This window comes from Acinetobacter sp. 226, assembly GCF_048147925.1.
In the GTDB taxonomy this organism is placed as follows: domain Bacteria; phylum Pseudomonadota; class Gammaproteobacteria; order Pseudomonadales; family Moraxellaceae; genus Acinetobacter; species Acinetobacter pecorum.
This window is the reverse complement of record NZ_JAYWYX010000004.1, coordinates 62,301-81,483: the sequence shown is the minus strand read 5'-3', so window position 1 is coordinate 81,483 and position 19,183 is coordinate 62,301. Positions and strand designations below refer to the sequence as shown.

At 43.7% G+C, this 19,183-nt stretch carries 18 protein-coding genes; 8 read left to right on the top strand and 10 right to left on the bottom strand.

Annotated features, from left to right (window positions below):
* Positions 1-304: 304 nt before the first annotated feature.
* The 5 genes from VXP95_RS02570 to VXP95_RS02550 all read left to right on the top strand — a co-directional run bounded on the left by VXP95_RS02570 (position 305) and on the right by VXP95_RS02550 (position 4,624).
* Positions 305-1,375 (top strand): OmpW/AlkL family protein, encoded by a 1,071-nt coding sequence (locus VXP95_RS02570; RefSeq protein ID WP_416679959.1) that lies wholly within the window; start codon positions 305-307, stop codon positions 1,373-1,375.
* 156 nt (positions 1,376-1,531) lie between these two features.
* Positions 1,532-2,746, top strand: a complete 1,215-nt coding sequence (locus VXP95_RS02565; protein WP_416711338.1) for an MFS transporter — start codon at positions 1,532-1,534, stop codon at positions 2,744-2,746.
* Positions 2,739-2,873 (top strand): hypothetical protein, encoded by a 135-nt coding sequence (locus tag VXP95_RS02560; protein ID WP_263600624.1) that lies wholly within the window; start codon positions 2,739-2,741, stop codon positions 2,871-2,873. The genes VXP95_RS02565 and VXP95_RS02560 overlap by 8 nt, the downstream gene beginning before the upstream one ends.
* Before the next feature lie 177 nt (positions 2,874-3,050).
* On the top strand, positions 3,051-4,016 hold the full coding sequence (locus VXP95_RS02555; RefSeq protein WP_064095508.1) for a TauD/TfdA dioxygenase family protein: 966 nt from the start codon (positions 3,051-3,053) through the stop codon (positions 4,014-4,016).
* A 278-nt stretch (positions 4,017-4,294) separates the two neighbouring features.
* Entirely contained in the window at positions 4,295-4,624 is a 330-nt protein-coding gene (locus VXP95_RS02550; protein WP_064095509.1) for a four-helix bundle copper-binding protein, read from the top strand.
* A gap of 97 nt (positions 4,625-4,721) precedes the next feature.
* Here VXP95_RS02550 and sthA read toward each other — a convergent pair whose 3' ends face one another.
* Positions 4,722-6,137 carry a Si-specific NAD(P)(+) transhydrogenase gene (gene sthA / locus VXP95_RS02545; RefSeq protein WP_064095510.1) on the bottom strand — a complete coding sequence of 472 codons (1,416 nt, stop codon included), beginning with the start codon at positions 6,135-6,137 and terminating at the stop codon, positions 4,722-4,724.
* Between the two features lie 213 nt (positions 6,138-6,350).
* Between sthA and lipA the strand changes: the two genes are divergently transcribed.
* The 3 genes from lipA (at position 6,351) to VXP95_RS02530 (ending at position 10,785) form a co-directional block, all read left to right on the top strand.
* Positions 6,351-7,364: a lipoyl synthase gene (lipA, locus tag VXP95_RS02540; RefSeq protein WP_416679953.1), complete on the top strand. Its 1,014-nt coding sequence runs from the start codon at positions 6,351-6,353 to the stop codon at positions 7,362-7,364.
* 356 nt (positions 7,365-7,720) lie between these two features.
* A complete protein-coding gene (locus VXP95_RS02535; RefSeq protein ID WP_416711336.1) occupies positions 7,721-10,225 on the top strand; it encodes an acyl-CoA dehydrogenase in 2,505 nt (834 codons plus the stop codon).
* 167 nt (positions 10,226-10,392) lie between these two features.
* Positions 10,393-10,785: a carboxymuconolactone decarboxylase family protein gene (locus VXP95_RS02530; protein ID WP_262478610.1), complete on the top strand. Its 393-nt coding sequence runs from the start codon at positions 10,393-10,395 to the stop codon at positions 10,783-10,785.
* Positions 10,786-11,164: 379 nt separating this feature from the next.
* On the opposite strand, the gene VXP95_RS02525 is transcribed toward VXP95_RS02530, so the two are convergent.
* The 9 genes from VXP95_RS02525 to VXP95_RS02485 form a co-directional block, all read right to left on the bottom strand.
* Positions 11,165-12,040: an NAD(P)-dependent oxidoreductase gene (locus VXP95_RS02525; RefSeq protein ID WP_416679950.1), complete on the bottom strand. Its 876-nt coding sequence runs from the start codon at positions 12,038-12,040 to the stop codon at positions 11,165-11,167.
* Between the two features lie 16 nt (positions 12,041-12,056).
* Positions 12,057-13,412, bottom strand: coding sequence for a pyrimidine utilization transport protein G (gene rutG / locus VXP95_RS02520; RefSeq protein ID WP_416679948.1), 1,356 nt, complete (start codon positions 13,410-13,412; stop codon positions 12,057-12,059).
* A gap of 33 nt (positions 13,413-13,445) precedes the next feature.
* Positions 13,446-13,937, bottom strand: coding sequence for an NADH-dependent FMN reductase RutF (rutF, locus tag VXP95_RS02515; protein WP_416680037.1), 492 nt, complete (start codon positions 13,935-13,937; stop codon positions 13,446-13,448).
* 170 nt (positions 13,938-14,107) lie between these two features.
* Entirely contained in the window at positions 14,108-14,488 is a 381-nt protein-coding gene (rutC, locus tag VXP95_RS02510) for a pyrimidine utilization protein C (protein ID WP_064101408.1), read from the bottom strand.
* Between the two features lie 31 nt (positions 14,489-14,519).
* Entirely contained in the window at positions 14,520-15,281 is a 762-nt protein-coding gene (gene rutB / locus VXP95_RS02505) for a pyrimidine utilization protein B (RefSeq protein WP_064101409.1), read from the bottom strand.
* Positions 15,278-16,384 (bottom strand): pyrimidine utilization protein A, encoded by a 1,107-nt coding sequence (gene rutA, locus VXP95_RS02500; protein ID WP_064101410.1) that lies wholly within the window; start codon positions 16,382-16,384, stop codon positions 15,278-15,280. Before rutA ends, rutB begins: the two co-directional genes overlap by 4 nt.
* A gap of 349 nt (positions 16,385-16,733) precedes the next feature.
* Positions 16,734-17,525, bottom strand: a complete 792-nt coding sequence (gene rutD, locus VXP95_RS02495; RefSeq protein ID WP_416711334.1) for a pyrimidine utilization protein D — start codon at positions 17,523-17,525, stop codon at positions 16,734-16,736.
* 80 nt (positions 17,526-17,605) lie between these two features.
* A complete protein-coding gene (locus tag VXP95_RS02490; RefSeq protein ID WP_064095521.1) occupies positions 17,606-17,863 on the bottom strand; it encodes a hypothetical protein in 258 nt (85 codons plus the stop codon).
* 135 nt (positions 17,864-17,998) lie between these two features.
* A complete protein-coding gene (locus tag VXP95_RS02485; protein WP_064095522.1) occupies positions 17,999-19,180 on the bottom strand; it encodes a S1C family serine protease in 1,182 nt (393 codons plus the stop codon).
* Positions 19,181-19,183 lie beyond the last annotated feature (3 nt).

Sequence of the window (19,183 nt, the reverse complement as noted above, 5' to 3'; positions counted from 1 at the left end):
CCAGCCTAAAATTTACTTAAATTATCATGTAGATAATCAAAAATTAGTCTGATCGATAGTTGAGTTAATTCCAAGCTAAACTTTCTTGATATTTACATTAAAATTAAGCAGCAAACTCCTCATTTTTCAAAGCACTTTTCTTTAAAAAAGCAACTACGAAACACATAAAGCATACAGCCGTTACCAAGATTAACTATTGATTAACTTTTAGCCTATTGTTCTATAACTGAATTTTTAAATTTAATTCACATAATTAATGAACTAGAAAAACGAATAAATACACTGGACATGGAGTTCCAAATCAATGAAAAAAATGCTGGCGTGTATGGCAGGCTTGGCGACTTTACCTATGGTCGCTTATGCAGATTCCCCTTATTTTAGCTTGCAGGATGGAGATGGCTTTAAACGCTTTTCTGTATCCGTTGGTGCATTGCATGTAATGCCGCAAGGTAAAGCACAGCCTGTTCGTGTCAATACTGCAATTAATGAAGGCTATCAATCCAAAGTGGGAGATATACAGGCGGAAACCGTCATAGACAACCTTGATCCTGACCGCAAACCAAATCGTGTCGTCGAAGGATTAGTAAGGTTAATTGGTGCCTTTGGCGGTAAGGTATCTAGTGGCCTTTCTGGAGATTCCTATGTATACGGTCTTTCAGAATGGGATAATCCAGGAACGGGTCTTGAAGCAGATGATGTCACCACCCTAGGCCTCCTGACCAACTATTATTTTACCGATAATATTTCTTTTGAAATGAAGGCGGGTATTCCCCCCAAGGTAGATATCAAGGGAAAAGGTACAATCTATGCACCATTTGCTGCTGTGGCAACGCCTTTGGGTGGGATTGCAGGTAATTTAAATCTTGCCAATGACATCAAAATTACAGATCTAGCGCAGTCCAGCAAAGCTGCAGAAGCACGTGCCTGGACCCCGGCTTTTGAACTCCAGTATCATTTTGGTAAAACTGGGGTAAATAAATTCCGTCCTTATGTTGGGGTAGGATTTATGTATGCTTATTTCAATGAACTTGAAATAGATCAAGGTATTGAATCTGATCTAGTTGCTGCAGGCCACATGATCCAGAATATTATTAATCAGAATGCTGGTGCTTCCCTGGAAATGAAGGATAGCACGGGTAGAATGAAAGTGGATCTTGAAGCTACCGATGCTTTTGCCCCCATAGCTACTGTTGGCTTTACTTATGATTTCAATGATAAGTGGTTTGCGGTGGGTTCAGTGTCTTATGCCCATTTGCAGAATGAATCTAAAATTACTGTAATTAATGAAAATACCGGACAGACCTTGATTAATTCAAAAGCCGATATTGAAATTAATCCGATTCTGGCCTATGCCGGATTTGGAATGCGCTTCTAAGTTAATTTTTTACTTTTTAAGAAAACGGCTCCGGCCGTTTTTTTTTGCGAATCATATTGATAAAAAAAATTTATCTTTTGATCAATTTTTATTTAATCGCCTCTCTTGCCTGAATCGAATACTATACCTATCAACTTTTATAGGCATGAATGATGTATGGCTGACGGTCAGTTTTCCAAAGCTCTGGTTTTTATGCTCATTGGCTCCGCCATTATCTTGGCATTGTCGCTGGGCGTACGACATGCATTCGGCCTGTATCTGGTGCCGATGAGTGAAGAATTTGGCTGGGGTCATCATGTTTTTAGTCTGGCGATTGCCATGCAAAACCTGATCTGGGGTGCAGTTCAGCCCATTACCGGGGCATTTGCCGATAAATATGGTAGCAAGATTGTCGTTGCTGTAGGTGGAGCTTTATATGCAATTGGCCTGCTCCTGATGGCAGTCAGCTCGACCGGGCTACTACTCAATCTGAGTGTAGGGTTAATTCTAGGTCTCGCCCTGTCAGCTACGTCATTTCCGGTGTTATTGTCTGCAGTGGGGCGTGCAGCACCGCCAGAAAAGCGTAGTCTAGCTATGGGGATTGCCAGTGCAGCCGGATCTTTTGGCCAGTTTATCATGTTGCCTTCGACCCTTTTACTCTTACAGAATGTCGGCTGGTCAGCAGCATTAGTGGTCAGTGCCATTCTGATTGCACTGATTGTGCCCTTGGCCTGGATGCTAAAAGCACCGATGTATGTTAATCCCAATGCAGCCTCTACCCCGAATAAAGTCTCACTGAGTTTTAAACAGATTCTGGTGGTAGTAAAAAATCATAAACCATTCTGGTTTCTGGCCTTAGGCTTTTTTGTTTGTGGTTTCCAGGTGGTATTTATTGGCATCCACCTGCCTGGCTATCTGATCGATCATGGTTTTAATGCCACAACAGGTACAATTTTTCTGGCGCTAGTCGGTTTGTTTAATGTGGTAGGTACCTATACTGCCGGCTGGCTCGGTGGCAAATATTCCAAACCGCATCTGCTGATGGGGCTTTATGGTTTGCGCGGGATCGCGATTATTGCCTTTCTCATGCTGCCTCTGAGTACATGGACAGTTTATGCCTTTGGTGTCATCATGGGATTACTCTGGTTATCGACCGTTCCGCTGACCAATGGCATTGTCGCGAATATGTTTGGGGTAAAATATCTGACCATGCTCAGCGGTATTGTATTTTTCACCCATCAAGTTGGCTCATTTTTCGGTGGCTGGCTGGGTGGAGTCAACCATGATTTGAGTGGCAATTATGATGCGGTGTGGATGCTGTCAATTGTCCTCAGCATTTTTGGGGTAATGGTACATTTCTGGGTCAATGAGGAGCAAATCGTCCATGACTGATTCTCTACTGAAACTCAAAATTTCGATTACTGTAGTCCTTCTGCTTTTAATGGCTTTGTCGATTGGGCTGTGGTTTCAAACCCCAGAGCTGTTTGAATATTTTAATCAGGCTTTCTGTGCCCACTAATCTGCTGGAATATCCTCAGCAAAAAACACGCAATCCATCGCAGAATAAGTTAAATGCTGTAAAATCAGCAAAATAATAAAAATATAAGCTTCTTCATAAACTTATCACTTCTTTTGATTTTATTTCAGTCCGGAATTTTCTTAGATTCTGATTATTAAAAAATTCTGAGACTCGATAATGACCAGCTTAACCCAACTTTCACAAGCCATTCATGATGCTCCACGCTGGCATCAGCAAGATCAATTTCAACATCCGACTGAAATCAAGATTGTTCCGCAAACAGATCAGGCCTTAGGTGCAGTGGTCTATGGTCTGGATGCCCGTAAAGCACAGTCATCTGAAACCATTCTGAAATTAAAACAGGCGCTGGCCGAGCACCTGATTTTGATCTTTAAGCAGCAAAGTCTGGATGATTTACAATACTTGGCGTTTTCAACTTATTTCGGTTCCATTTTCCGCCCAGGTGCAGATACACCGGTACTGGCTGCGCAGTCAGATAGCGGTGTTCCACCCGATGTCGTTCCGGTGTCCAATGCTGTTGGTCAGGGAGATTACACCGGGCATGGTGAACTGACTCCACATGCCGATCATCAATGGACACCCCTACCTTCTTTTGGTTCCCTTCTGTATGCAATTGAACTGCCTCAGGACGGCGGTCAGACCAGCTGGATCAATACCATTAAAGCCTATGATGCACTCGATAAAGAAACCAAAGCACAAATTGATCAGCTACAACTGATTACTTACAACCCATTCGTGCGCCGTCAAAAAACTAGAGATCAGGTTGAGGATCAAGGTTATGGCAATAGCCCGCTGTATCGCTTTAAAGATCAGCCCATATTAAGTCATGCCTATCCACATCCACTGGTGCGCACTCATCCCGAATCCGGTCGTAAAGCACTTTGGCTGAATACGCATACCGAAGTTGAACTGGTCAATTATGATGATCAGGCTGGCAGCGAACTGATTGCAACATTGCGTGAGCATATTTCAAAACCTGAGTTCGCTTATGAACATCATTGGGAAGTGGGCGATATCGTGTTCTGGGACAATCAGGTGACTCTGCACTCCCGTCGTCCTTTCCCGGCTGATCAGCGCCGTTTATTGAAACGTATCAGTCTGGCAGGTAGCCGTCCATTTTAATAATAAAAACGAGAATAACGAGAAAGGTAGAACTAGCTTAAACCTTCAATAATTACAATTCATCATGTCGATCTTCCACCATTGAGACTTTGACCACCTCAATGGTTTTTTATTTTCAAGCAAAAAATTAACTTTGAATATTAGCTTTGATCCAGTCGATCTTTAACAAAACAAAGTAGCGGTTTACTTTTTCTCACTTAATCTGTCTGGTGTATTTTCCTTTTTCTGCTTAGCGTATTAGAAAATCAGCAATAAACCCCTGGAAAGAGGAAACAACAATGAATCAGCTTCAATTTTCAGATTGTGTTCAGACCTGTATGAGCTGTTCTCTCGCATGTGCCAACTGTGCCAGCGCCTGTCTTAAAGAAAAAGAGCTAGAGATGATGCGGGAATGTATCCAGCGCTGTCTGGATTGTGCAGATATTTGTCAGCTGTGTGCCCGTATGGAACAAAAGCAGTCTCCTTTCATGCATGAGATATGTGAACTTTGTGCAAAAGCATGTGACTACTGCGCAGAAGAATGTGGTCAGCACCAACATGAACATTGTCAGCAATGTGCCGAAGCATGCCGCCGTTGTGCTGAAGAATGTCGAAAAATGGCTGCCTAGCCCTCACGGTGACTGGTCAAAAGTAGCTATAAAGATTAAAAAAGAAAAACCCGCAAGATTGATCTTGCGGGTTTTTGGCTAACTTGAATGAGTCAAATTAGAATAAACGGTTCATACCATTCAGCGTTGCCACACGATAAGCTTCCGCCATAGTCGGATAGTTAAAGGTAGTTTCTACAAAGTACTTGATGGTATTGTTCGGGCTGTTCATGACTGCCTGACCAATGTGGATAATCTCAGATGCATTATTACCGAAACAATGAACACCCAAAACTTCCAGCGTTTCACGATGGAACAGAATCTTCAATTCGCCCACAGTATCACCGGTAATCTGTGCACGGGCCAGGTGACGGAACGATGCCTGACCGACTTCATATGGAATTTTCTCTTCAGTCAGCTGCTGTTCATTCTTACCAATCGAAGAAATTTCAGGAATGGTATAAATCCCGGTTGGAATATCAGTGACCGGAGCAACGTCTTTCTCACCACTCATGTTTGCACCCGCGCAACGACCTTGGTCATAGGCAGCAGAAGCCAGAGATGGCCAGCCAATCACATCACCAGCAGCATAGATATTTTCAACGTCAGTCTGATATTGATCATTTACAGTCAATTGACCACGACTGTTCGGTTTCAGGCCGACATTTTCCAGACCCAAACCATCGGTATTGCCTGAGCGGCCGTTACACCACAAAATTGCATCTGCTTTAATTTTCTTGCCACTCTGAGTATGCAGAACTACATATTCATCAGACGTTTCAAGATAATCAATCTGTTCGTTATGACGGATCAAAACACCCTGTTCACGCAAGTGATAAGACAATGCATCAGAAATTTCATCATCCAGGTAGCTGAGCAGTTTCGGCTGTGTATTGATCAGGTCAACTTTATGGCCCAGACCAATAAAGATCGATGCATATTCGCAACCAATGACACCTGCACCATAAATAATGATTTTTTGGATTGTATAATCCAGATCCAGAATTTTGTCTGAATCAAATACACGCGGGTGATTAAAATCTAGAATTTCAGGACGGTAAGGACGAGAACCGGTCGCGATCACCAACTGTTTAAACTGAATCGTTTCCTTGATGCCATCCGGGGTAAATACAAAAATGGTATTTTCATCCTGAATGTAGGCACGGCCATGGAAAATATCAATTTTATTACGATCGTAAAAACGCGAGTGTGTTTCAACCTGCTGTTGAATCACTTTATGTGCATTACGAAGCACCTGCTTCATGGTGAACTGTTTCCATTCACCTACTTTTTGAAACATTGGATCACGTTGATAACGGATGATGCTCGATACCGTCTGACGCAATGCTTTACTTGGAATCGTACCAACGTGGGTACAGTTACCACCTAGCTGTTCACGCATATCAACGATTGCAACACGCTTACCTGATTTGGCAAGTTTCATTGCCGCGCCTTCGCCCGCAGGGCCCGAACCTAGAACTACCGCATCATATTTAACGAAAGTCCCACTAACGACCTCTTTTTTACGTGGCATTCAACGCTCCTCAAAATTAAAAAATTTACTTTAATCTACCTGCTTATTATGACGTAAATCCTGTTGATTTGGTGTATTTAACTCACATATATTACTTGATAAGAACATTTATTAAATGAATAGTCCTTTTTGCCCCATTTGTAGCTAAGTCCGTTATAATAACTCGGCTATCTTTGAGTATCTCCCCCTTCAAAAACAGTGGAAAAGTTGAATATGTCTGAAAACCGTAAACCTGAACAGGGCGTCAAACTTCGCGGTGCGGAAAAAGTTGCCCGCATTCCTGTAAAAGTTGTTCCTACGGTTGAAACGCCACGCAAACCGGACTGGATCCGAGTAAAAATGGCGGCACCGGAAGAAGTTCAACGCATTAAAACCACATTACGTCAGCAAAAATTACACACGGTGTGCGAAGAAGCCGCGTGTCCAAACCTGCCTGAATGTTTTGGTGGCGGTACTGCTACCTTTATGATTATGGGGGACATCTGTACCCGTCGCTGTCCGTTCTGTGATGTAGCACATGGCCGTCCAAATGCACTCGATGCAGATGAACCGCGTCATATGGCTGAAACCATTGCCAACCTGGGTTTGAAATATGCAGTAATTACTTCCGTAGACCGTGATGATCTGCTGGATGGTGGTGCTCAGCATTTTGTAGATTGTATTAAAGAAGCACGTGCCTTAAGCCCGAATACTCTACTAGAAATTCTGGTGCCAGACTTCCGTGGCCGTATGGATATTGCGCTACGCATCATGACTGAGTGTCCACCAGATGTGTTTAACCACAATATCGAAACAGTGCCACGTCTGTATAAAGCCATGCGTCCAGGTTCTGACTATCAGCACTCTTTAAACCTGCTGAAAATGTTTAAGGAATACTGCCCAGACATTCCAACCAAATGTGGATTAATGGTAGGAATTGGTGAAACCGAAGAAGAAGTGCTTGCCCTGCTTGATGATCTGCATGCGCATGGCGTGGACTATGTAACCATTGGTCAGTATTTGCAGCCTTCCAAGGAACATGCAGCGATTGACCGCTTCGTGACACCTGAAGAATTCGAACGTTATACTAAACATGGTCAAAAACTGGGCTTCCGCAATATCTGGGCAGCGCCAATGGTTCGTTCAAGCTATTTTGCCGACCGTCAATACTATGGCGAACCTGTACCAGCAGTGCGTCGTAAGGTTGACCCTGCCAAGAAAATTGCAGTTCAGACAATTGAAGCTTAATCGGTTTAAATAGATGAAATAAAAGCCCTCTCAAGTAGAGGGCTTTTTAATATCTATAATTAAAATTTAACTCAGCGTTAAGCTGATTTTTCTCTATTAGACAAAGATTAAGTCATTACTTATCTTCACATTTCTTTGCGCGTTCTCACTTGAAGAATGAGCATTTTTCAAACAATCTCAAAAACAGATAAACAACTTAACTTATTCGTTTTAATACTTGAAAAAGATCATTCTCACACGTGCACTGCTGAAGCTATCCAAATCTCAAGTGACAAGAATGAATGAATTGTAATAACGAAATATCCATGAGGGATCTTGGCAAAGCCAGCTTGGTATAAATCTGGAGAAATATAACAATGCTATTTATATTTGCTGTACTACTGCTATTACTCAGTTTATGGGCTGTTTTCTATTTTCAGCTCTCGCGTAGTGCGGGTGCAATCACGCTAATTATTATGTCAGTAGTGTGTGCCTTTATTAGCCCACGGTCACTTATTCTCGATATTCCGCTCATCCTGATTAGCCTTGTAGTAATGATCGAACCTTTGCGCATGTCGTTTATTTCCAAACCGGCCTATAAAGCACTGGCCAATGCTATGCCGAGCATTAGTCCGACAGAACGCGAAGCACTGGATTCCGGAACCAGCTGGTGGGAAAAAGAGCTATTTATGGGTGCACCGAATTGGGAAACCTTTAACAGCTATCCTTATCCAAAGCTGTCGCTAGAAGAGCAAGCCTTTCTGGACAATGAAGTTGAAACCTTGTGCAGCATGCTGAATGAATGGGAAATTCATGAGCAAAAAGCGCTGCCTGAGCACATCTGGCAATACATCAAAGACCATGGTTTTCTGGGTCTGATTATTCCCAAAGAATACGGCGGTCGCGCCTTCAGTTCATTTGCCCAAAGCCGGGTGATGAGCAAGATTTCCTCACGCTCGCTCACCACCGCCGTAAGCTGCATGGTGCCGAACTCTCTCGGTCCGGGTGAGTTATTGCTGCATTACGGTACTGAAGAACAGAAAAACCGTTATTTGCCAGGTCTGGCGCGCGGTGAAGAAATTCCCTGTTTCGGTTTGACCAGTCCAGAAGCCGGTTCGGATGCCGGTGCGATTCCTGATACCGGTGTAGTCTGCTATGGTCAGTTTGAAGGTCAGGAAGTTCTGGGCTTGAGAATGAATTTTTCCAAACGCTGGATTACGTTAGCCCCAATCGCGACAGTCGTAGGCCTGGCCTTTAAAATGTATGACCCTGATCATCTCTTGGGTGAACAGACTGAATACGGCATTACCTGTGCCCTGCTCCCTGCCAGTCATGAAGGCGTAATAGTGGGACCACGGCATAACCCGGGACCACCATTCATGAATGGTACAGTTGAAGGTAAAGATGTCTTTATTCCACTGGACTGGATTATTGGTGGCGTCAAAAATGCCGGTAAAGGATGGCGCATGCTGATGGAATGTTTGGCAGTTGGTCGTGGCATTTCCCTACCAGCGCTGTCTACGTCTACAGCAGAAATGACTTATTTAAATGTGGGTGCTTTCTCTCGTATCCGTCAGCAATTCAAAATTTCAGTCGGTAAATTTGAGGGGGTACAGGAAGCCAATAGTGAAATCGCCAGTGATACCTATATGCTGGAAGCCTTCCGTTATCTGGTCACCTGTGGTTTGAATCAGGGCGGCAAACCTGCCGTAATGACGGCAATTGCCAAATACTATGCGACAGAAGGCATGCGTAAAGTGGTCAATCACGGTATGGATGTGGTTGGTGGCCGCGCCATTCAGATGGGTCCGCGTAATTTTCTGGCACCTTACTATCAGGCAATTCCAGTCTCAATTACGGTTGAAGGTGCCAATATTCTTAGTCGCTCCCTGATGATTTTCGGTCAGGGTTCAATGCGTTGTCATCCTTATCTTTATGAAGAATTACAGCTTTTGCAGGCTGAAGATCGGGCTGCCGCTCTAAACCCTTTCGATGATCTGCTTTTTAAGCATTTAGGATACACTTTTAACCGGACTGCTCGCTCTTTTGCCTATGCCTTTAGCGGTGGCGCAAGTGCAGCACCGCAAAGTGCGGTTGACTTCACCCGTTCTTATTACAAAGTGATTAACCGGCTGAGTGCCAACTTTGCTTTAACTGCGGATATGTGTCTAGGTTTACTTGCAGGTGATATCAAGCGTAAGGAAATGCTTTCGGGTCGTCTGGCCGACATTCATGCTCACCTGTTTATTGCATCGGCAATTCTCAAGTTTTTTGAGCATAGTAAAAAGACTGAAGATGAGCGTTTACATGCACAGCTTGCGGTAGAAAAGTCTCTGTATACAGCGCAAAAAGCATTTTTTGATCTGTTTGCTAACTTCCCGTCAGGTGCAGCAGCAGGTATGGTCAAACTGTTATGTTTCCCATTTGGCCGTCCGGTACAGAAACCATCAGACCAGCTCAAACAGCAGGTTGCAAATAGCATGATGGAAGACAATGCTTTCCGGCAGGCCCTTAAAAAACATGTCTACTATAATATCAATGAAAATGATGTCACTGGCCGTATGGAATCAACTTTCAATCTGCTACTGGAGATTGAAAAGCTCTGGGATCGCTTTAAAAAAGCTGAAAATAAAGGACAATTTAAAGGACTCAGTTTTGCTGAGCATGTAGCCGATGCACATCAACAAGGCTTTATTAATGATCAGGAAGCAGAAAAACTGCTGCACTATAATGCGCGCCGTTATGACAGCATGTTGACCGATGTATTCGATCTGCACTTGAATAAGGTATTAGAGCTTGAGAATCCGTATCTCATCAAGGAAGATGCCAAAGGAACGGATACTTCAGTGCAAACTGATCCTTCACACTCAGTATCACCTTAAATAAAACTTGAATTTAAGGTGTCATAAATTCCAGAGTGAAGTCATTTTATTGCTTTACTCTGGAAGCTTTACAAGTGGCTTTTCAGCCACTTTTTTACGACTATGGCACGATAGTATTTTAGCTTAAAAGCGTTAAGCTAAAGCAATAATAAAATTGAGGATAAAGCATGTCACAACAAGATTATGAAAATGGCTTGAAAGTCCGTACCGAAGTAATGGGGGAAAGCTTTGTGCAGCGTGCTCAGGAAAATACCGTGCCTTTTACCCAGCCTCTACAGGACTGGATTAATGAACATGCCTGGGGTTCGACCTGGCAACGTGAAGGTGTATTGCCACGTAAATACCGTTCTTTAATTACCATTGCATTTCTGACTGCTCAAAAAAGTCCCACTGAACTGAAAGGCCATGTGCGAGGTGCGCTGAATAATGGCGCAACGGTTGAAGAAATTCAGGAAGTGCTGCTGCATAGTCTGCCTTACTGCGGCGCACCGGCAACCCAGGAAGCCTTTCGTGCTGCACTTGAAGTGATTCAGGAATATGAAGCGAATCCAGAGTTGTAAATATCAGTGTATTAGAACTCTTTCATAAATAATTCTTAATGATTAAAAATTATTTATGAAATTCCCGCTCCTCATAGGAGAGGTTCTTTATAAAAAATCTCTCATCCTCTTGCAGAGCATGCTCCTCACCCCTAAGAGGGAAGGAACATTAAATATTAATGGACAATCATTTTCTGATTTATAAAGGAAATCTATTTATTTAAATTGCTCAAATATCAGTAAAATTTAAAATTGCTTAGGCTATTTAAAGTAATGCTCAATAAGAAAGCCGAGAGTTGTTAAATTCCCGGCTTTTCATATTTTTGATAATAAATCTGTCGTTATGGATTTAATTCAAAATTAATAGGTTCTCTATGAATAGCAATTTATAAGAAAGACTTTAACCCCTTAATTCAATTTGCGTACGTTGTTCCAACCCTTGTACCGCAGCGGAAAAATCCAGCTGACTGGCCTGAGGTCTGGCAATCTGCTGAAACTGTTCTTGCACCAAGGACATGACTGATAAATCTAATTGCTGCTGTTGCACCAGTTCCAAAGCAATACCAATATCTTTCTGTAATAAATCCAGCGCAAAGGTTTTATGAAACTCACGGCTCAGTACACGCTGCGCCATGATATTTTCCGACATGCTACTTTTACCACTGGAATGATTAATACAGTTCAAGGCACTGCTTAAATCAACTCCCTGCCCTTTCAGTACAGTTAAGCCTTCAGCCAGTGCCCATAAATGCGTAGCCATCAAAGTATTGTTAACGGCTTTCACTGCAAAACCGGAACCACTTTCTCCTACATACTCAATCAACCCAGCAAAAGCAGCAATGACCGGTTTGGCTTGCGCAAAGGCAGCTTTATTTCCTCCCACCATCACGGTTAAAGTACCTTTTTCTGCGCCAATGGTCTGACCGGATACTGGAGCATCCAGATAATAACTTCCCTGCTGCTCCAATCGTTGTGCCAGTTTTTGGGCCGATTCTGGTACACCGCTAGTACAGTCAATCCAGATTGAACCTGGCTTGGGTGGATGTGCAGCGATTAGATTTTCGACATCCTGACTGGTGGGTAAGCAGGAAAAGATAAAGTCGGCTTGAACCGCCTGCTCAATACTGACAGCCTGAGTGGCGAAAAGTGTGGCATGCTCTACAGCTTTCTGTTCAGACCGGTTCCAGACCCAAACCGGGTGTCCGAGTTTTGGCATATGGGAAGCCATATGCCAGCCCATTGCGCCGAGTCCTAAAAATGCAATTGTATGACTCAAAAGATACTCCTTATATTTAAGCAACCGGTTTCACTTCAATGTCCGTTGCGGTTGATGCAGATACAGGCGATTCTTTATCTTCCCCACGATTCAGGAACAGATTGAGTAAAATCGCAGCCAGAGTCGCAGTGCCAATCCCACCTAAATCAAAGCTACCAATCTGCAAGCTATAATTACCTGTACCCATAATCAGACACACTGCGCCAATGATCATTGTGCTGTTCTTGGTAAAGTCAATACGGTTATCTATCCAGATTTTGGCACCTGCAACCGTAATCAGACCGAATACTACAATCGAGGCTCCGCCAAGCAAGGCCACAGGAATCGTACTGATCACCGCACCAAATTTCGGTGAAAGCCCGAGCAAGATAGCGAATATCCCGGCAAAGACAAACACAGTGGTTGTATACACTTTGGTCACTGCCATAACACCGATATTTTCAGCATAGGTGGTCATTCCCGTACCTCCCACAGAAGCGGATAAGGAAGTACAAACACCATCTGCAAAGAAACCGCGTCCCATATACGGCGACAGATTTTTACCAGTCATTGCAGATACTGCCTTAAAGTGTCCCAAATTTTCTGCCACCAGAATAATGGCCACCGGTGCAATCATCAGCATGGCATTCATTTCAAAGACGGGACTCTGGAAAGTCGGCAGACCAAACCATGCCGCTTCGCTGACTTTACTGAAATCAATCGCAGGTCCGAAGCCCATAATATTGGTGAAAAGAAAATAAAGCAGATAGGAGGACAATAAGCCGAGTAACAGCAGCAGACGGCGTACCATTCCGCGGGTAAACACGGCAATCACACTGATACAGAGAATGGTGATTAACGCCATCCAGGAATCAAACTGGTTGGCAGATACACTTTTGATCGCGACCGGTGCGAGATGCAAACCGATAATCATCACGATGACGCCCGTGACCACGGGGGGCATCAGCTTTTCAATCCAGGCTGTACCAGTTTTCATGACCAGCAAACCAATCAAGGCATAAACAATACCGCAGGCAATGGTTCCGCCAAGTGCGAGCGCAATATTGGGATTCGCGCCTACTCCTGAATAGCCGGTAACCGCTACCACGGCACCAATAAATGCAAAACTCGACCCCAGATAACTCGGCAATCGGCCGCCAGTGATCAGGAAAAATAAAATGGTGCCAATCCCGGTAATAAAAATTGTGAGATTGGGATCAAAGCCCATTAAAAGTGGCGCTAGCACGGTTGCCCCAAACATCGCAAACACATGCTGTAACCCGAGAATAATACTTTTCCCAGCGGGCAGATATTCGTCTGTCTGAACTGGTGTTGTATCGATATTGCCTTGGTAAGGCTTAAATTTTGGAAACCACGATTCTTTTTCTTGCATGGGCTTCCCCTCCTTGATTAGGACTGAATTGATTTAGCACATTTTGTGTGGCTCACAGTAAGAACGGTTAAAGTACATCAGCGCATTGCCTTGACGCTGGCCCATGGCTTTCACTTCACAGAACAGCACGTCATGACTGCCTACAGATACTTGCTGCACCACCTCACAGTCAAAACTGACCAAGGCATCCTCAAGTACAGGTGACTGGGTCAGCAACGTTTTCCAGTTCCCCTGACTGAAACGCTCTGCCATAGGTGTTTTTCCACCAAACAGATTGGATAGATGCTGCTGATGTGAAGCTAGGGTATTCACACACAACACCTGATTATTTTTAAAAGTTTCATAAACTGATGCTGAACGGTTCAGACAGACCAGCAAAGTCGGCGGCGTATCAGTCACACTACACACGGCGGATGCGGTAAATCCAGCCATGCCTGAACGACCTTGTGTAGTAATCACATTCACTGCCGCACCCAGATTGGACATACCCTGACGGAAAATCTGCTGATCGACCTGGGTAAACATTTCAGCTGCGTTTTCAGTCTTTACCACCTTATTTAGTGCACTGTTATCTGCAACTGCTTCTGTAATGATTTTAGACAATTTGGCATTCATGCTGTTCTCCTTCGCCCCAAGTCAGTTTTCAGTGACAGACTTAGGGCTGATATAGATGAAATTGAATCAGGTGGTTCGGCTTATACATGGGCAATCGAAGCAATTTCGACCAGTGCATCCGGTTTTACCAAGCCAGTCTGTACGCAATATCGTGCCGGTTTATCTCCCGGAAAATACTCTGCATAAACGGTATTAATTGCTGCATAATCTGCCCAGTCTTTGACAAACACATGATTGAAAGTGACGTCATCCATGCTGCCACCGGCTTCTTCAATGACACGTTTGATGGTTTCCAGAATATGACGGGTCTGGGCTGCCGCATCACCGACATGCACAACGTTATTATTTTCATCAAAAGCCAGCGTGCCTGACACATAGACAATATTGTCTGCCTTGGTTGCCGGTACAAACGGTGCTAATGGTTTTGAAGTTCCTGCTGGAATAATGACTTCTTTAGGCATACTGTTTTCCTTAATCTTGATATTTAACTTCTTAAGCGCTTTGAGCTAATCCAGTTTCTTTAAGTGATTCACTTTCTTTTTGAAAGGTATCGACAAAATTTGAGGTATCCGACACCCAGCCAAAGAAGGTCTTGATGTTGTACAGGCTGGCTTCGTGGGCTTCGACTGGACCGGCCTGATGGCAAGCATCCGCCAGCGCCACGCCAAAATATTCCAGAAAGAAACCATCACGCAGCGTCGACTCCACGCAGACATTGGTGGCAATTCCGACAAAAACTAGGTTACGGATACCACGAACACGCAACATGCTGTCCAGTGCGGTATTAAAGAAACCGCTATAGCGAGGTTTTTCAATGACCAGATCTTGTGGTAGTGGCTGTAACTCATCAATCAGGTCAAAGTCCCAGCCCCCTTTGGCCAGTAATTGCCCCTGTAATTCGGGACGTTTGCGCATGGTCTTTAAGGCATTGGATTTATGGAAATTTGGAGAATCCGTACCACCTGCTTCCTTATATTCTGCATCCCAGCCATTTTTAAAATAGATGACCTGTATACCGGCCGCATGCGCAGCATCGACTGCTTTCTTGATATTTTCGACCACGGGTTTGGTCTTTGAGACATCAAAACCCGCCAGATCCAGATAGCCACCCTGCGAGGTATAAGCATTCTGCATATCAATCACAATCAGGGCAGTCTGTTCTGGTGCCAGACGGATCGATTCAGGTTCCGCCTTGAGCACTTTGCCCGTGCCTAATGCTTCAGTAAAGCCTACAGATACGATGTGCTCACTCATGCGCTTTTCTCCAAAACGGGTGCTGTATCTTCAATCACAATATGTTCACGGCACTTCATTAATGGCTGGATTTTCTGACCGAAATCTTCCACACCCTGAACGAAATCATCAAAAGTCAGCAGCACACCTTCTGTACCTTTGATTTCGCCAATTTCATCCAACATTCGTGCCACATTTTTATAAGAACCTACCAAAGTTCCCATATTGATATTTACAGGAGATACGCTAGAAGCCATTTGACGGATATTGGTATCTGTACCGGAAGTCGTGTCTTTCCCACCTTGATTCATCAACCAGTTAATCGCTTCCATATCGGCACCATCGTTATAATGCTGCCATTTAGCCTGAGCTTCTTCATCAGTTTCGGCTGCAATCACCATAAACAGCACATACGTCTGCACATCACGACCAGTAAGGTCGGTTTTTTCTTTTAAGCGATCATTAATTTCTGCATAAGCCGTTGGAGTATTCAGCCCTTTACCAAAAACAAAGTTGTAGTCGGCGTATTGCGCAGAAAATTCCAGACCGGCATCAGACTGACCTGCACAGATGATTTTCATATCGGCTTGCGGGCGCGGACTAACACGGCAGTCTTCCATCTGGAAATGCTCACCTTTAAAGTCGGATTTTCCGTTTGCCCAAAGCTCACGCAAAATTTGTACATATTCAGATAGATATTCATAGCGTTTGCCAAAATACTCATTGCCTGGCCACATGCCCATCTGGGTGTATTCAGGCGGCTGCCAGCCAGTCACTACATTTAGCCCAAATCGGCCATTAGAAATCGAGTCAATGGTAGATGCCATGCGCGCTACAATTGCAGGTGGCATGACTAGAGTTGCAGCTGTTGCATAAATTTGAATTTTGCTGGTAACAGCAGCAAGGCCGGCCATCAGGGTGAAAGTTTCCAGGTTATGTTCCCAGAATTCAGTCTTGCCACCAAAGCCACGCAACTTGATCATGGAAAGTGCGAAATCGAAACCATAGTGTTCAGCGCGCTGCACGATTTGTTTGTTTAACTCAAAAGTCGGCATATATTGTGGTGCATTTTCAGAGAGTAACCAGCCGTTGTTCCCAATTGGACAGAAGACACCTATTTTCATTTTCACACCTCATTATTTTTTAACACTTATTCAAAATCTTGAATCCACTACGGGAGTCTTATTTACAATATAAACATTGCAAACCGTGTGCCAACTATATTTATTCATTCTATTTCAATAACTTAATATTTATTTTTTTGAATTTTTAGTAAAATAACTATTTTTAACCATGAATCAATTTCGCTCACTATGTTTCATTCAAGTGCATTTATAAAAATTCATGCGTGTGCAGAATCTGTATAAATTCGCAGTAAAATTCCTGCTCATACCATAGAAACGATTCATTAGAAAAAATAAAAAGTCAGACCCAAGGTCTGACTTAAATAAACAGATTTATTGGCTGAAAATATCAGGCTGATTTTAAAAAATGCAGTATGTTTTGGTTGATCAGGGCAGTTTCAGTCACCGTAGAAGCATGTGCTCCCGTTTCGAGCAGGTTAAACCGGCTATGTGGCAATAACTGCTGCAGTTGTTGTGAACGTTGATATGGCACCAGAAAATCATCCCGATTGGCAATCAGATGTACAGGAACATGTTTGAGTGCCTGCTGATGCACTTCTTCTACTTGAAAAGCTTGTACTGCCTGTATACGTGCCAAGACATTTTGAATCGGTGGAAAGTCAAGGAGCTGCTTATTTTCTGCTTCGGTTAATGGGTCAATATGTGTTGAGATCCAGTGTGGTGGATATAAAAATAAAGCTTGGGCCCGAACATAGGCTTCTGCTCCGCTATTCAGCAATAAAGAAGTCCTTGCCTGAAAACATTTTTGGGTATGTGAGTCCAGTTCTCCCCAAGCATTCAACATGGTTAGACTCAGCAACCTAAATTTTTTCTCCGCCTGATAGGTTGCGAGCTGCATGCCAATATGCCCACCCAACGCATGTCCAATAAAATGAAACTCGCAAATATTCTCATTGATCAATAAATCCAGGATCTGCCGGGCCATACGATCTACGGAATAAGGCGTTGGCAAGAGTTCAGAATCCGAATGACAACCTTCCTGATCATAGGTCACTACATGAAAATTTTGCTGTAAGGCTTTAATTTGAGGATTCCAGAAGCTGGCATGTCCGCCCAAGCCGGAGGAAAGCACTACATAAGGCGCATGTGCCTGTGCTGCAGAGTGAATAAACAAAGACATAAAACTCTCATATTTGAACTATGAGATAAATACAGCAAGATATATGCCTGAATAAGACTATTTTTGAACAATTGGTAAAATTATAACCAGTACACATTGAACCTGTAATAGAACTCCTCTACCTCAAAGCGTACGTTATAGCCCAGCTCTGTCAACTCCGCTGAAAGATGGTGGATTTCTTCCAGTGGCAGATGCTTGGGAAAAACTGTCAGTACCGCTGTATTACCCTGTCTGGCATTATCTTCAATCAATTGCGCTAAACGTGGCTTGAACATCTCAATATTTATATTGGCGACATCAGATAATATTTTGGCTTGATCAGCAGTCATAAAACTCATTGTTGTGTACTCTTTTTAATTTTATTCAATGAAATTAAATGATTTAAATCACATAAAATATTCTTGTTTTGTAATCTAAATATAAAAAGATAACCAAAAAAAAATCCCTCAACAAGAGGGATTTTTTATTTAAATTTACTGACCTGGCAAAGGAATATATTGCGAAGCACTATTTTGTGCCTTACGTTCAGTTACTACCACTTCAAGCGTCATCGGTTTACCTGCACGCTCGATTTCAATCTGGATAGTACTGTTCGGCTTTTGCAAGGCGACAAAATTAATCAAATGTGAGGCTGAGCTGATCTCTTCCTCATTCACCTTGATAATTTTATCACCACGCTTGATTCCAGCCTTAGCAGCAGGTCCATCTGGTAGCACCTCAGCGACGGTGACACCTTTTTCTTTAGGTTGCAGCACATCATCGCGTTCGGCAGGTAACAAGCTAATCCCCAACCAGCCACGAACGACACGGCCATCTTCCAGAATGGCATTCAATACCTGCTGACAGATTTTGGCCGGAATGGCAAAACCGATCCCTAGCGAACCACCAGACTGCGAGAAGATTGCGGTATTCACCCCAATTAAGTTACCGGCGACATCAATCAGTGCACCACCCGAGTTACCCGGGTTGATGGCGGCATCGGTCTGGATAAAATCTTCATAGGTATTGATACCCAGATCAGAACGGCCTGTAGCAGAAATAATGCCCTGAGTGACAGTTTGCCCTACACCGAACGGGTTACCAATGGCGAGGACAACGTCCCCGACTTCATTACCACTGAGTTTGAAAGGCAAGACAGGTAATTTATCCAGCTCGATCTTGATCACGGCAAGGTCTGTATCCGGGTCAGTCCCGACGACCTTGGCTTCAGCACGACGACCATCCTGCAAAGCCACTACAATCTGGTCGGCCTGCGCGATCACATGATTATTGGTCAGGATATAACCGTCCGGACGCACAATCACCCCTGAACCCAAGCTGTTTTCATTTGGGCTTTGTCCATACTGGTCAGGTAACTGATCGCCAAAGAATTCACGAAATACCGGATCACTCAGCAAAGGATGAGCCTGCTGCTTGACTTTTTGAGTGGTAAAAATATTCACCACAGCCGGTGCTGCCACTTTAACCGCAGCATTATAGGAGACAACGCCTCCTGTGCGCGAAATATCAATCAACGGCTCTACTTTTTCAGCAGGCATTTTGACGCCATCTGGCGCAACTGGTGCCTTTGGTTTTTGGAGTTGTTGCCACCCCAGAAAACCGATAATGACTAAAATCAGTAACACCCAAGGTAACCATGTAAAGGTGCGGCGCACGTT

Bases quoted from the DNA above. Each gene is read 5' to 3' on its own strand.
- rutF (WP_416680037.1), bottom strand. From the start codon at position 13,937: ATGTTTACCCAGGTCGATCAGCAGATTTTCCGTCAGGGTATGTCCAAT.
- rutG (WP_416679948.1), bottom strand. From the start codon at position 13,412: ATGCAAGAAAAAGAATCGTGGTTTCCAAAATTTAAGCCTTACCAAGGC.
- VXP95_RS02560 (WP_263600624.1), top strand. From the start codon at position 2,739: ATGACTGATTCTCTACTGAAACTCAAAATTTCGATTACTGTAGTCCTT.
- rutB (WP_064101409.1), bottom strand. From the start codon at position 15,281: ATGAGTGAGCACATCGTATCTGTAGGCTTTACTGAAGCATTAGGCACG.
- VXP95_RS02535 (WP_416711336.1), top strand. From the start codon at position 7,721: ATGCTATTTATATTTGCTGTACTACTGCTATTACTCAGTTTATGGGCT.
- VXP95_RS02570 (WP_416679959.1), top strand. From the start codon at position 305: ATGAAAAAAATGCTGGCGTGTATGGCAGGCTTGGCGACTTTACCTATG.
- rutC (WP_064101408.1), bottom strand. From the start codon at position 14,488: ATGCCTAAAGAAGTCATTATTCCAGCAGGAACTTCAAAACCATTAGCA.
- VXP95_RS02550 (WP_064095509.1), top strand. From the start codon at position 4,295: ATGAATCAGCTTCAATTTTCAGATTGTGTTCAGACCTGTATGAGCTGT.
- VXP95_RS02490 (WP_064095521.1), bottom strand. From the start codon at position 17,863: ATGAGTTTTATGACTGCTGATCAAGCCAAAATATTATCTGATGTCGCC.
- VXP95_RS02530 (WP_262478610.1), top strand. From the start codon at position 10,393: ATGTCACAACAAGATTATGAAAATGGCTTGAAAGTCCGTACCGAAGTA.
- rutA (WP_064101410.1), bottom strand. From the start codon at position 16,384: ATGAAAATAGGTGTCTTCTGTCCAATTGGGAACAACGGCTGGTTACTC.
- VXP95_RS02555 (WP_064095508.1), top strand. From the start codon at position 3,051: ATGACCAGCTTAACCCAACTTTCACAAGCCATTCATGATGCTCCACGC.
- rutD (WP_416711334.1), bottom strand. From the start codon at position 17,525: ATGTCTTTGTTTATTCACTCTGCAGCACAGGCACATGCGCCTTATGTA.
- sthA (WP_064095510.1), bottom strand. From the start codon at position 6,137: ATGCCACGTAAAAAAGAGGTCGTTAGTGGGACTTTCGTTAAATATGAT.
- lipA (WP_416679953.1), top strand. From the start codon at position 6,351: ATGTCTGAAAACCGTAAACCTGAACAGGGCGTCAAACTTCGCGGTGCG.
- VXP95_RS02565 (WP_416711338.1), top strand. From the start codon at position 1,532: ATGGCTGACGGTCAGTTTTCCAAAGCTCTGGTTTTTATGCTCATTGGC.